12 protein-coding genes and 1 pseudogene are annotated in these 12,231 nt (G+C 72.4%); 7 read left to right on the forward strand and 6 right to left on the reverse strand.

The features are described 5' to 3' along the window. A partial coding sequence (locus ACTHMS_RS17975) for a citrate/2-methylcitrate synthase (protein ID WP_440308033.1) occupies positions 1–439 on the forward strand: 439 nt, incomplete at its 5' end. Here ACTHMS_RS17975 and ACTHMS_RS17980 read toward each other — a convergent pair. Continuing rightward, positions 440–1,267 carry a hypothetical protein gene (locus tag ACTHMS_RS17980; protein WP_440308034.1) on the reverse strand — a complete coding sequence of 276 codons (828 nt, stop codon included), beginning with the start codon at positions 1,265–1,267 and terminating at the stop codon, positions 440–442. A gap of 99 nt (positions 1,268–1,366) precedes the next feature. Here ACTHMS_RS17980 and ACTHMS_RS17985 point away from each other — a divergent pair, with 99 nt between their 5' ends. The 3 genes from ACTHMS_RS17985 to ACTHMS_RS17995 are packed head-to-tail and all read left to right on the forward strand — an operon-like array spanning position 1,367 to position 3,887. Continuing rightward, positions 1,367–2,575 carry a homogentisate 1,2-dioxygenase gene (locus ACTHMS_RS17985; protein ID WP_440308035.1) on the forward strand — a complete coding sequence of 403 codons (1,209 nt, stop codon included), beginning with the start codon at positions 1,367–1,369 and terminating at the stop codon, positions 2,573–2,575. Between the two features lie 26 nt (positions 2,576–2,601). Next, entirely contained in the window at positions 2,602–3,159 is a 558-nt protein-coding gene (locus ACTHMS_RS17990) for an RNA polymerase sigma factor (protein ID WP_440308036.1), read from the forward strand. Further along, on the forward strand, positions 3,156–3,887 hold the full coding sequence (locus tag ACTHMS_RS17995) for an anti-sigma factor domain-containing protein (protein WP_440308037.1): 732 nt from the start codon (positions 3,156–3,158) through the stop codon (positions 3,885–3,887). Before ACTHMS_RS17990 ends, ACTHMS_RS17995 begins: the two co-directional genes overlap by 4 nt. A gap of 4 nt (positions 3,888–3,891) precedes the next feature. Here ACTHMS_RS17995 and ACTHMS_RS18000 read toward each other — a convergent pair whose 3' ends face one another. From ACTHMS_RS18000 to ACTHMS_RS18015, 4 genes and pseudogenes are all read right to left on the reverse strand, one after another. Further along, the gene (locus ACTHMS_RS18000) at positions 3,892–4,689 is read right to left on the reverse strand and encodes a DUF1295 domain-containing protein (RefSeq protein WP_440308038.1); all 798 of its coding nucleotides are present in this window, start codon (positions 4,687–4,689) and stop codon (positions 3,892–3,894) included. Between the two features lie 36 nt (positions 4,690–4,725). Then, positions 4,726–5,979, reverse strand: a complete 1,254-nt coding sequence (locus ACTHMS_RS18005) for a class I SAM-dependent methyltransferase (protein WP_440308043.1) — start codon at positions 5,977–5,979, stop codon at positions 4,726–4,728. A gap of 93 nt (positions 5,980–6,072) precedes the next feature. Continuing rightward, a pseudogene (locus ACTHMS_RS18010) lies at positions 6,073–6,762 on the reverse strand (DUF1365 domain-containing protein); the annotation flags it as partial. After that, entirely contained in the window at positions 6,756–8,057 is a 1,302-nt protein-coding gene (locus ACTHMS_RS18015; protein WP_440308039.1) for an NAD(P)/FAD-dependent oxidoreductase, read from the reverse strand. The gene ACTHMS_RS18015 and the pseudogene ACTHMS_RS18010, both read right to left, overlap by 7 nt. Positions 8,058–8,324: 267 nt before the next feature. Between ACTHMS_RS18015 and ACTHMS_RS18020 the strand changes: the two genes are divergently transcribed. From ACTHMS_RS18020 to ACTHMS_RS18030, 3 genes are read left to right on the forward strand one after another with little or no spacing between them, the layout of a single operon-like run. After that, the gene (locus ACTHMS_RS18020; protein ID WP_440308040.1) at positions 8,325–8,837 is read left to right on the forward strand and encodes a DUF4395 domain-containing protein; all 513 of its coding nucleotides are present in this window, start codon (positions 8,325–8,327) and stop codon (positions 8,835–8,837) included. Positions 8,838–8,868: 31 nt separating this feature from the next. Then, a complete protein-coding gene (locus ACTHMS_RS18025) occupies positions 8,869–9,660 on the forward strand; it encodes a CPBP family intramembrane glutamic endopeptidase (RefSeq protein WP_440308041.1) in 792 nt (263 codons plus the stop codon). A gap of 49 nt (positions 9,661–9,709) precedes the next feature. After that, positions 9,710–10,960: a GNAT family N-acetyltransferase gene (locus ACTHMS_RS18030; protein WP_440308042.1), complete on the forward strand. Its 1,251-nt coding sequence runs from the start codon at positions 9,710–9,712 to the stop codon at positions 10,958–10,960. A 21-nt stretch (positions 10,961–10,981) separates the two neighbouring features. Here the strand turns inward: ACTHMS_RS18030 and ACTHMS_RS18035 are convergent, their stop codons facing one another. After that, entirely contained in the window at positions 10,982–12,214 is a 1,233-nt protein-coding gene (locus tag ACTHMS_RS18035; protein WP_440308044.1) for an SPFH domain-containing protein, read from the reverse strand. Positions 12,215–12,231: the final 17 nt, after the last annotated feature.

Genomic DNA, 12,231 nt, shown 5'->3' on the forward strand with positions numbered 1-12,231 from the left:
GAACAACGTCCCCGACTTCATCGCCAAGGTGAAGGGCGGCGAGGGCTCGCGGCTGATGGGCTTCGGCCACCGCGTGTACAAGAACTACGACCCGCGCGCGACGATCATCAAGAAGGCCGCGGACGAAGTGCTCTCGGCGATGGGCAAGCGCGACGACCTGCTCGACCTGGCGATGGAGCTCGAGGGTGTCGCCCTGTCCGACGACTACTTCGTCGAGCGCAAGCTGTACCCGAACGTCGACTTCTACACCGGGCTGCTCTACCGCGCGATGGGCTTCCCGACCCGCATGTTCACCGTGCTGTTCGCCATCGGCCGGCTGCCGGGCTGGATCGCCCAGTGGCAGGAGATGATCAACGACCCCGAGACGCGCATCGGACGCCCCCGCCAGCTCTACGTCGGCCCGGCGCAGCGCGAGTTCGTCCCGGTCGAGAAGCGCTGATCAGCCGCTCGAGCACTTCCCGCTCTGGAAGGTCGTCGGACGCGGGGGCGGCTCGTGGTTCGTGGCGACGGGCGTGCAGCCGGTCGGCGTGAAGCGCAGCCCGTCGGGCGATCGGCGCAGTGTCTGCCACTGGTCGTGCCCGGTGGCGTAGGACGGGTTGTAGTCGTTGATGAGCGCCGCGATGTCGAGCCGGTTGTCGTGGTCGATGTCGTAGGCGTCGATCACCGGCGTGTCCGTCGTGGCCGACGTGCCGATCCTCAGGTTGTCGCCGTCGACGACCACCGGCCACGCCGTCGAGCTGTGCGCGCCGACGCCGTCGACGAGCACGCAGTTGCGCAGCGCGCCGGCGATGCTGCAGGTGAGGTCGCCCGCGTACTCGTACGGGAAGCTGTGCCACGCCACCGAGGTGCCGTGGTCGACGAGCTGGAGGTAGGTCGACGGGTCGGCCCGCCGCAGCTTGAGCACCAACCCCTGACCGAGGTCACGGGTCGCGGCGACGGTGCACGTGGCGGTGCCGGAGCACCCGGCCGGCGGCGGCACGGCGACAGGCGCGCTGCTCGCCGGCGCGGACGGGCTGCTGGGCGGTGCGCTGGACGGCGCGCTGGACGGCGCCGACGACGGCGCGCTGGACGGCGCGCTGCTCGGCGCCGACGACGGCGCGCTGGGCGGCACGCTGCTCGGCGCGCTCGACGGGGCGGGCGCACTCGAGGTCGCGGTGGCCGACCCGGACCCGCTGCCTCCGGTGGTGGACGAGCAGGCGGCGGTGCAGCCGACAGCGGCGACGACGACGAGTCCGGCAGCGGCGGGCCGGGCCCAGGTGCTGATCATGGTGCGATCCTGTCGGAGCGCCCGGGCGGGCACCAGCCGCCGAGCCGAGCCGCAAGGAAGTGGTAAGCAAGGGACGACCCGGTCGACGAGGAGCGTGTCATGGCCCATTACCAACGGCGCGGCAGTGTGCCGCCCCACCGCCACACGCAGCTGCGCGACGACGCCGGTGCCCTGCTCTACGAGGAGCTGATGGGCGAGGAGGGGTTCAGCTCCGACAGCTCGCTGCTCTACCACCGGCACATCCCGTCGGCGCTCGTCGACGCCCGCCCGTGGCAGCTGCCCGACCAGACGACCACGCCGAACGAGCCGCTGCTGCCCCGGCACCTGCGGCTGCACACGCTGTTCGCCGGGCCGGCCGGCGACGTCGTCACCGCACGGCGGCTGGTGCTCGGCAACGACGACGTGCGCATCGCCTACGTGTGGGCCCGCGAGCCCTCACCGCTGTACCGAAACGCCATCGGCGACGAGTGCGTCTACCTCGAGTCGGGCAGCGCGCGTGTCGAGACCGTCTTCGGGCCCCTGGACGCGCGCCAGGGCGACTACGTGCTGCTGCCGCGCGGCACGACGCACCGCTGGCTGCCGGGCCCCGACGGGGTGCGCGCCTACTGCATCGAGGCCAACTCGCACATCGCGCCGCCGCACCGCTACCTGTCGCGCTACGGCCAGTTCCTCGAGCACGCCCCCTACTGCGAGCGCGACCTGCACGGCCCTGGCGAACCCGAGCAGCACGACGGCACCGACGTCGAGGTCTTCGTCAAGCACCGCGGCGCCGCCGGACCGACCGGCACCGTGCACGTGCTGCCGCACCACCCGTTCGACGTCGTCGGGTGGGACGGCTGCCTCTACCCGTACACGTTCGACGTCGCGGACTTCATGCCGATCACCGGCAAGGTGCACCAGCCGCCGCCGGTGCACCAGGTGTTCGAGGGCACCAACTTCGTCATCTGCAACTTCGTGCCGCGCAAGGTCGACTACCACCCGCTGTCGATCCCGGTGCCCTACTACCACGCCAACGTGGACAGCGACGAGGTCATGTTCTACTGCGGGGGTGACTACGAGGCCCGCAAGGGATCCGGGATCGGGCTCGGCTCGGTGTCGCTGCACCCCGGCGGGCACTCGCACGGGCCGCAGCCCGGCGCCTACGAGCGCTCGATCGGCGTCCACGAGTTCGACGAGCTCGCGGTGATGGTCGACACCTTCCGTCCGCTGCGGCTCGGTGAGGGCGGTCGGGCGGCCGACGACGGCCGGTACGCCTGGACGTGGTCGGGCCGCGGGCCGGGCGCGGATTCGCCGGGGTTGGAACCGTAGTGGCGTTCGCGCACGAAATGGCGGACATGGAAGCAGCTCTCGCCGACGTCGGAGTACGTCTGCACCGCGGAGAGCCCGAGGCGCTCGAAGAGGCGTACCGCACGCTCGGTCCGCTCGTGATGTCCTACCTGGGGCGATACGTCCCCCAGCCGGACATCGAGGACGTCATGCAGCGCGTCTTCTACGAGGTGTGGCGCGTCCACGACCGCTACGACCCCGAGCTGTCGCTGCGCGGCTGGGTGCTCGGCATCGCCAGGAAGCGGGCGATCGACCACCTGCGCAAGCGCCGCGACGTCGTCGTGCCGATCGACTCGATGCGCGAGATCACCGGTGACGACGGCCGCGACATCGCCGAGCGGCTGGTGTGGGCCGACGAGGTGCGCGCCGCGCTCGACCTGCTGCCCGACCTGCAACGGCAGGTCATCGAGATGGCGTACTTCGAGGGCTACACCCAGTCCGAGATCGCCGCCCGCATCCAGGTGCCGCTCGGCACCGTGAAGACCCGCACCGCCCGTGGATTGCAACGTCTGGCAGGACTGCTCGAGGCCGGCCGACCGAAGACAGATGGCCGAGGCACACGATGACCCAGCACCTTGCCGACGACCTGCCCCGTCTGCTGACCGGTGACGCCGGACGCGACGAGGTGATGGCCGCCGCCGAGCACCTGCGCGCGTGCGACGACTGCCGCGAGGAGCTCGTCTCGGCCGTGGTCGCGCACGCGTCGCTGACCTCGGCCCAGCGCTTCGCCCCCGAGATCATGGCGGCGGTCGGTGCCGACGGCGACACCCCGCTGCCGCCCCTGCCCGACATGAGCGCCGTCTTCGCCACCGTGCGCGCCGAGGCCGACGCGACGCCGGAGCCCGTCGTGCTCGGTCTGCGCCGCCGCACCGCCTACGCCGTCGGCGCCGTCGCCGCCGCAGCGGTCGTGGCCACCGGCATCACCGTCGTCGCGACCAACGACTCGTCGTCCACGTCCACCACCGACGCACGCAGCGTCGCGCTCGCCGCGTACCAGCAGGGCCCGCGCTCGGCACGGGCCACCGTGAAGTTCGCGCCCGACAGCCGGATGACGATCATGGCCGCGGGCCTGCCGTCGCTCGACTCGCAGCACCGCTACGAGGTGTGGCTGACCAACGCCCAGCGCACCGCGATGAAGCCGGTCGGCTGGCTGGACGAGGACGGCACCAGCACGCTCACCGTCCCCGCCTCGCTCGTCTCGACCTACACCGACATCGAGGTCAGCGTGCAGCAGGTCGACGCCCCGAACTACGAGTACAGCGGCCGGAGCGTCCTGCGGGGCGCCTACAGCTGACCCCTCAGGGGCGCTTGGGCGGCAGGGGGAAGAAGCCGCTGGTGCGGGCGGCGTACTCGGCCCAGCCGGGGCGTCCGGCCATGTGTGCCTCGAGGATGCGGGCGCCGGAGCCCTTGGTGAGCAGCAGCGTCATGAGGATCGGCGCCGGGATCGTCAGCACGCCCGGCCAGTCGGACGCGGTGACCAGGAAGATGCCCCACCACACGCACGCGTCGCCAAAGTAGTTCGGGTGGCGCGTGTAGCGCCACAGGCCCACGTCCATGATCCGGCCCTTGTTGGCCGGGTCGTCGCGGAAGCGCTGCAGCTGGGCGTCGCCGATCGCCTCGAACGCGACGCCGAGCAGCCAGACCGCCACGCCGAGCCAGCCGACGACACCGAGCGGCCCGGCCTCGTAGGCACCGACGTGGATCGGCGCGGCGATGAGGAACGCGAGCACGCCCTGCAGCAGGTAGACGTTGCGCAGGGCGTACAGGTCGGGGTTGCCCTTCGCCTTCGCGAGCAGCTTCTCGTAGCGCGGGTCCTCGGGCTTGCCGACGGTGCGCCGGCCGATGTGCCAGGCCAGGCGCAGCCCCCAGAGCAGGGGCAGCACGAGCAGCAGCCAGCGCCGCGGCGTGCACCCGTACCCGTCCGAGTGGACGAAGGTGGCGACGGCGACGGCGACGAACAGCAGTCCCCACGCCGTGTCGATGACGCTGTGCTTCCCGGCGATCCGGGCGACCACGAACGTCACGGCGAGCACGAGCAGCACGGCGCCGCCGGCCCAGGGCAGGCCGGCGGCGAAGGCGGAGGTCGGGTAGCTCACCGAGGTGATGATGCCCGGTGTCAGCGCGTCCAGATGTCAGCGCGCCCAGGGACGACGCGCCGGCATGCCGCTCACCCCGAGCGGGCCGGGCTTGACGGCGAGGAACTGGTCGACGCCCATGCGGTTCTGCTCGAAGCTCAGCGCCCCGCCGACGAGGTAGCGCCGCCACACGCGGGCGGTCTCCTCGCCCACGAGGGCCACGAACTCCGACCACCGCGACTCGAGCGTCCGGATCCAGGCCTCGACCGTCCAGACGTAGTGCTCGCGCATCGCCTCGACGTCGCGCACCTCGAAGCCGGCGCGGTCGAGGAAGTCGAGGGTGGCGCCGAGCGGGCGCATGTGCATGTCGGGCGCGATGTAGCTCTCGATGAAGGCACCGCCGCCCGGCGCGGCGTCGGCCTTCCGCGACATCTGCTGCAGCAGCAGGCGTCCGGTCGGCTTGAGCGCGTCGAAGAGGATCGAGGCGTACTCGGGGTACTGCTCCTCGCCGACGTGCTCGCCCATCTCGATCGAGCTGACCGAGTCGAAGACACCGGTGCCGAGCGAGCGGGCCTCGCGGTAGTCGAGCAGCTTCACCTCGACGCGGTCACTGAGCCCGCGGTCGGCGATCCGCTTGGCGACGAAGTCGCGCTGCTGCGCCGAGAGCGTGATGCCGGTGGCGTGCACGCCGTAGTGCTCGGCGGCGTGCAGGATGAGCGATCCCCAGCCGCAGCCGACGTCGAGATGCTTGCCGCCCGGGCGCAGGTCGAGCTTGCGGCAGATGAGGTCGAGCTTCGCGCGCTGCGCGTCGACGAGCGGCTGGTCGGGGCGCGCGGCAGGCGTGCTGCCGCCGCCCTCGAACTCGGCGAAGTACGCGCACGAGTAGGCCATCGTGCCGTCGAGCAGCAGCTCGTAGAACTCGTTCGAGAGGTCGTAGTGGTGGGCGATGGCGGCGCGGTCGCGACGCTTGCTGTGCAGGCGTCCCTCGAGCCGCGCCTCGGACGCGGGCGGGGCCGGCGGCCGGCCGATGGCGCCGAGCCTGGCGGCGGTCAGCGCGGCGCGGGCCATGGTGCGCGCGGTGAACTCGGGCTTCGAGCCGCCGACCGCCCAGACGCGGCGGAACCCGTCGGCGATGTCGCCCTCGACGTCGAGGTCGCCAGACACATAGGCCCGGCCGAGGCCGAGCTCACCGGGCGCCCAGAGCAGCCGGCGCAGCGCACGCCGGTTGTTGATCACGAGCACTGGGCCGCCCGCGGGGCCGGCCTCGCTGCCGTCCCAGGCGCGCAGCCGCACGGGCAGCTCGACGCCCATGTCGGTGAGCAGGCCGGCGAGCCGGGCGGCGGTGGTCTTGGTGGTGGGCACGGTGTCCTCCGAACGGGGATCTGACGGGTGGGGCGGGCGCGGCTGCACGGGCAGCCCCCGCGCCCAGAGCTGGATGCCGTGGCGTGTGATGGCGGCCCGCACGGCGCGGGTCTCGTGCGGGCGGCGCTGGGCCGCCGCGAGCACAGCCCTGGTGGTGTGCTCGCGGCGGACCCCTCGCACCGAGGCGGTGAACGGGCGGCCGCCCGGTCGGTGCAGCGTGATGGTGAGCGCGAGCCGCTCGCCCGGTTCGGGCAGGCTCATCCGGTAGTGGCCGTCGACCGGGTAGAACGGCGAGACGTAGAACTGCTTCTCGGTCTCGGCCCGCCCCGCGTCGTCCGGCCGCAGCAGGTAGCGGTGCCGCTGGCCGTAGGTGTTGTGCACCTCGGCGACGACGGCGACGACGGCGCCGTCCGGGTCGTGGCACCAGTAGACGGTGAGCGGGTTGAAGACGTAGCCGAGCCGGCGCGGCTGGGTCAGCATCGTGACGCGGCCGCCCGCGACGTCGATGCCCTGCTCGGCCAGGTACGCGTCGATGTTCTCGCGCAGCGAGCGGGCCGGGTCGCCGACGTGGTCGGCGGCGTCGAGCCGGGCCAGCGGGCGCAGCGCCCGTGGCAGTCGCGGCAGCTCGTCGAGGTCGACGAAGGTCAGTTCACCCCGCCGGCGCACCACGTGCCGGATCGGGTCGCTGCGGACGTGGACGATGTCGACGTCGTACAGCGCGGCAGCTACCACGTGACACCCAGGCTGGCGGCCGCACGGACGCCGGAGAGCGCGCCGTCCTCGTGGAAGCCCCAGCCGTGGTACGCGCCGGCGAACGCGACGACGCCGTCGTTCAGCTCGGGCAGGCGACCGCGCGCGGCGACCGACTCGACGGTGTAGACGGGGTGCTCGTAGTCCATCCGGTCGATGATCAGGCGCGGGTCGACCGCGTCGTCGCCGTTGAGGCTGACGACGTAGGTGTCGGGCCCGTCGAGCCGCTGCAGGCGGTTCATGTTGTAGCTGACCTGGACGGTCGTGGGTGCGGCGTCGCACGACGGCAGCGCGTAGTTCCACGATGCGGCTGCGCGCGGCGCCTTGGGCAGCACCGAGGTGTCGTTGTGCAGCAGCGTCGGGTTGACGGTGTAGCCGATGGCGCCGAGCAGCTGCTGCTGCAGCGCGGTGGGGGCGCTCAACATCCGCAGCGACTGCTGCGGGTGCGCGGCCAGCACGACGCCGTCGAACTGCTCGACCGCATCGGCCTCGGTGCGGATCTCGACGCCGTCGGCGGTGCGGCGCACCTCGCGCACCGGCGTCGAGGTCTCGACCGCGCTGAGCCCCTTCGCCGCCCGCTCGACGTACCGCGCCGAGCCGCCCAGCACCGTGTACCAGGTGGGCGCACCGGTCACGGTGAGCATGCCGTGGTTGGCGAGGAAGACGAACAGGTAGCGGGCCGGGTAGTCGCCCGCCTGCGTGGGCGCCGTCGACCAGACCGCCGAGATGAGCGGGGTCATGAAGTGGGCGACGAAGTAGGGCGTGAAGCCGCCTCGGGCGAGGAACTCGCGCACGGTGAGCTCGTCGTCGTCGCTCGCCAGCAGCGCCTTGGCGCGACGGTGAAACTTCACGACCTCACCGAGCATGCGCAGGTAGCGCGGGTTGGTCGACGTGCGCCGCGACGGCAGCAGCCCGGACACGCCGCGTCCGCCCGCGTACTCGAGGCCGCAGCCGGCGCACGAGATGGACATCGACATGTCCGACTCCTGCGTGGCGACGCCGAGCTCGTTGAACAGCCGCAGCAGGGTCGGGTAGGTGCGGAGGTTGTGGACGATGAAGCCGGTGTCGACCGCGCGCAGGCGGCCGTCGCGTCCGAGCACCTCGTGGGTGTCCGCGTGACCACCGAGCCGGTGGTCGGCCTCGTAGAGCGTGACGTCCGCGCTGCGCTGCAGGACGTACGCCGCCGTGAGGCCCGCGACTCCACTGCCCACCACGGCGATCCGGCGACGTCCCACTGCTGACTCCTCGACTCGGCCCCGTGTCGGGCCGTCGTCCATCAATTCGGATGATCGAGCGATCCGGATTCATGCCAGTGGTCGGCGGCACCCGGGGGCGAGGGTGCAGAGAGGGGCGGGCGGCACGGGAGGGATGTGCCGCTCGCCCCTTGTCGAGCACGATAGGGCATCCGGTACGCGCGCGTCTCGCAGCCGGTCTGCGAGTGTCGGGCCGATCGTCCCGATCTGCAACGGTTGCACCGTCGGCGAACGGCGCAGTGCAACGAGGCCGATTGCCGATCAGATCGGTAGGGAAGCTATCCTCGTGGTGTGTCCTGGATCGGCTTCCCCAACCCGGTGAATGAGAAGGCGGCCCGCGTGGTCGCCGGCGGCGTGGTGGTCGAGGCCACCGCCACGATCGTCCTGGCCGCCACGGTCGACCGGCAGTGGCTCTGGCTCTCGGCGGTGCTCGCGGCCGGGTTCCTGGCGCGCGTGCTCACCGGCCCCCGCCTGAGCCCGCTGGGGCGGCTCGCCACCCAGGTCGTCGCCCCACGCCTCGGTGCGGCGAAGCTCGTGCCCGGGCCGCCGAAGCGCTTCGCCCAGGCCGTCGGCCTGGCGTTCACCGGCACCGCCGTGCTGCTGACCGCCCTCGGACTCACCGTCGCGCCGATCGTCCTGCTGGCGGTCATCGTGGTCTTCGCGGTGCTCGAGTCGGTGTTCGCGGTCTGCGCCGGCTGCATCGTGTTCGCCCGCCTGATGCGGTGGGGCGTCATCCCCGAGACGGTCTGCGCCGAGTGCGCGGACATCTCGCTGCGCCTCGAGCGGCTGACGCCGGCCGCCTGATCCCTCAACCGCGGTTCGGCAGACTGGCGGGGTGGACGTCGCCACCGAAGCCCCGCCGCCGAGCCGCACGCGTGACCGCCTGCTCGGGCTCGAACTGCTCGCCGTGCTGGCCGTCACCTACGGTGCCGACGGCGTGCGCTCGCTGCTCGACAACATCCACGACCAGCTCATCATCAACCGCGGCCTCGGCCTGAAGCACGTCGCCACCGGCCCGATCGTCTACTCCCCTCCCCCGACCTACGCCTGGTTCGACCTCACCCAGTACCTGGTGCAGGCGGCGCTCGGCCTGGCGCCGGCGTTCCTCGCGGTCGTGCTGCTCGCCCGCTCGCCCGGCGGAGCGGGCTTCTCGATCGGCCTCGACCGCGTGCGGCGGGTCGAGTGGCTGCAGGGCGCCGGCTTCGCCGCGCTCATCGGCATCCCCGGCCTCGGGCTGGTGTACGTCGCCCGGCAGCTCGGCGCGAACGCCCAGATCGTCGTCACCAACTTCCCGGACGTCTGGTACCGCATCCCGGTGCTGCTCATCGACGCCGCGCAGAACGGCATCGCCGAGGAGGTCGTCGTCTGCGGGTTCGTCCTCACCCGGCTCGCGCAGCGGGGCTGGAAGGCACCCGCGGCGATCGGGGCGGCGGCTGTCGTGCGCGGCGGCTACCACCTGTACCAGGGGTACGGCGCGTTCATCGGCAACGCGGTCATGGGGCTGATCTTCGGCTGGTGGTTCCAGCGCACCCGCCGCGTCGTGCCGCTCATCGTCGCCCACACGATCATCGACGCGGTGAGCTTCGTCGGCTATATCTACCTCAAAAACCACGTCAGCTGGATCTGATCGTCGAGGTCGGGCCAACCCGTTTCCGGCGCATGGCATCGTCGCCGCTGTGGACCTCGAGATCCTGAACCCGCTGCCCGAGAGCGAGATCGGCGACTGGTCGCGCGCCCTGGCGATGACGCTGCTGTTCGACAGCGGCGAGAACGACCTCGCGCCGCTGGAGGAGCGCTGGCGGTCGCGTTGGACGCCCGAGCGCGCCTACGCCGTGCGTGACCGCGGCCGGGTCGTCGCCACCCTGCTCACCGACGCCCGCACCATGACCGTGCCGGGGCCCGGCGGCGGCACGGTGGCGCTGCCCGTCGACGCCCTCACCGGGGTCAGCGTCGCCGCGACCCACCACCGCCGCGGGCTGCTCACCCGCATGCTCACCTCGTCGCTGGCGGCGGCGAAGGACCGCGGCGACCCGTGCAGCGTGCTCGTTGCCGCCGAGTGGCCGATCTACGGCCGCTTCGGCTATGGGCCGGCGGTGCGGTACGCCGACTACGTCTACCGCCCGCGCGGTCGCGGCGCCCACGTGGCCGCGTGCGGGCGCGGCACCGTGCGGCAGGTCGAGCCGGCCGAGCTCCTCGAGGTGGCGCCGGCACTGTTCGAACGGGCACGGCGGCGGCGCGCCGGCCAGATCAGCCGCACGGACGCATGGTGGGGCGGGTTCCTCGGCGTGACCATGGCCAGGATCGGGCCCCGCAAGCACTGGTTGCTGCGCGAGGGCGCCGACGGCCCCGACGGCCTGCTGGGCTGGCGCACCACCCGCGACTTCGAGCTCGACGGGGCGTACGCGTCGATCGAGGTCGAATCGTTCGTCGCCGCGGGCGGCGACGCCGAACGCGACCACTGGAACTACCACCCCGAGCGCGCCGTGATCGAGGAGGTGCACCTGGGCATGCGGTCGGTCGACGAGCCGGCACGATTCCTCATGGCCGACGGCCGCGCCCTGCGGCAGACCTTCACCGGCGACTTCGCCTGGGTGCGACTGCTCGACGTGCCGGCCGCGCTCTCGGCCCGCGGGTGGGCCGGCAGCGACCGGCTCGTGCTCGAGGTCGTCGACGACCACCCGGGCGCCCCGGCCGCGGGCCGGTTCGCGCTGGACGCGACACCCGACGGTGCGGCGTGCACCCCGACCACGGCGTCGGCCGACCTCACGCTGTCCGTGCGGGCGCTCGGCGCGGTCTACCTCGGTGGGCACTCGCTCGCCGTGGTGGCGGCGGGTGGTGAGGTCGACGAGCACACCGCGGGCGCGGTGCGCCGGCTCGACGCGCTGCTCGCCACCGCGCTCGCCCCGTGGTGCCAGACGGGGTTCTGAGCCCCGGCCGGACGACGCCGGTCAGTCGGCCGGTGGTCTCGGCGGCGAGCCCTCCTGCGTCGGTGCGCTCCACTCGGTCGCCCCTGCCGGCAGGCCCGTCGCCGCGCCGGGCAGCACGGTCGTGCCCGCCGAGGGCTCGTCCGGCATGCCGCTGTGGGCGGCGAGCGTGGCGGCGTCGAGGTCGGACGCGCGGATGTTCGCGGCCTCGGGCTGCTCGGCCGCAGGGGGCAGGTGCGAGTCGAACCAGCCGCTGGTGTCGATCTTCTCGTCGTCACCGCCGCCGGTGCCGGTCTGCTCGAGCCACGACGGGGCGCCGTCTCCCTCCGCCCCGCCCAGCCGGGCCAGCCCCTCGAGCGCCTTGCTGAACTCGCTGGGCAGGATCCACATCTTGTTCGCGTCGCCCTGCGCGATCTGCGGCAGCGTCTGCAGGTACTGATAGGCCAGCAGCGCCGGGTCGGGCTTGGCCGCGTGGATCGCCCCGAAGGTCGTCTCGATCGCCTTCGTCTGGCCCTGCGCGGCGAGGTAGCGGCTGGCCCGCTCGCCCTCGGCCCGCAGGATGCGCGACTGCCGCTCGGCCTCGGCGGCGAGGATGGCGGCCTGCTTCTGGCCCTCGGCGGCGAGGATCTGCGCCGCCTTCTGCCCCTCGGCGGTCTTGATCGCCGCCTCGCGCTGACCCTCGGCGGTGAGGATGATCGCGCGCTTGTCACGGTCGGCGCGCATCTGCTTCTCCATCGCGTCCTGGATCGACGGCGGCGGGTCGATCGCCTTGATCTCGACGCGCGCCACGCGGATGCCCCACGGCCCGGTGGCCTCGTCTAGCACGCCGCGCAGCTGGGTGTTGATGTCGTCGCGGCTGGTGAGCGCCTGCTCGAGGTTGAGCGCGCCGACGACGTTGCGCAGCGTGGTGATCGTGAGCTGCTCGACGGCCTGGATGTAGTTCGCGATCTCGTAGGTCGCGGCCCGCGGATCGGTGACCTGGAAGTAGATGACCGAGTCGATGGCGACGGTGAGGTTGTCGGACGTGATCACCGGCTGCGGCGGGAAGCTCACCACCTGCTCGCGCAGGTCGATCAGCGGCAGCATCCGGTCGACGAAGGGCACCAACAGGGTCAGGCCGGGGCCCTGCGTGCGGATGTAGCGGCCCAGCCGCTCGACCACGGCAGCACGGGCCTGCGGGATGATCCGAACGCTGCGCAGCAGGGTGCCGATCACCACGATGGCTAGCACGACCACTACGATGAGTGCCGCGTCCATGTCAGTTCCCCTTAGTT

Source organism: Jatrophihabitans sp., from assembly GCF_051960575.1.
In the GTDB taxonomy this organism is placed as follows: Bacteria; Actinomycetota; Actinomycetes; order Mycobacteriales; family Jatrophihabitantaceae; genus JBQCEE01.

What these genes read in the sequence shown, in the direction of transcription:
- ACTHMS_RS18035 (WP_440308044.1), bottom strand. Translation starts at nt 12,214, where the DNA reads ATGGACGCGGCACTCATCGTAGTGGTCGTGCTAGCCATCGTGGTGATC.
- ACTHMS_RS17980 (WP_440308034.1), bottom strand. Translation starts at nt 1,267, where the DNA reads ATGATCAGCACCTGGGCCCGGCCCGCCGCTGCCGGACTCGTCGTCGTC.
- ACTHMS_RS18005 (WP_440308043.1), bottom strand. Translation starts at nt 5,979, where the DNA reads ATGGGCGTCGAGCTGCCCGTGCGGCTGCGCGCCTGGGACGGCAGCGAG.
- ACTHMS_RS17985 (WP_440308035.1), top strand. Translation starts at nt 1,367, where the DNA reads ATGGCCCATTACCAACGGCGCGGCAGTGTGCCGCCCCACCGCCACACG.
- ACTHMS_RS17990 (WP_440308036.1), top strand. Translation starts at nt 2,602, where the DNA reads ATGGAAGCAGCTCTCGCCGACGTCGGAGTACGTCTGCACCGCGGAGAG.
- ACTHMS_RS17995 (WP_440308037.1), top strand. Translation starts at nt 3,156, where the DNA reads ATGACCCAGCACCTTGCCGACGACCTGCCCCGTCTGCTGACCGGTGAC.
- ACTHMS_RS18015 (WP_440308039.1), bottom strand. Translation starts at nt 8,057, where the DNA reads ATGGACGACGGCCCGACACGGGGCCGAGTCGAGGAGTCAGCAGTGGGA.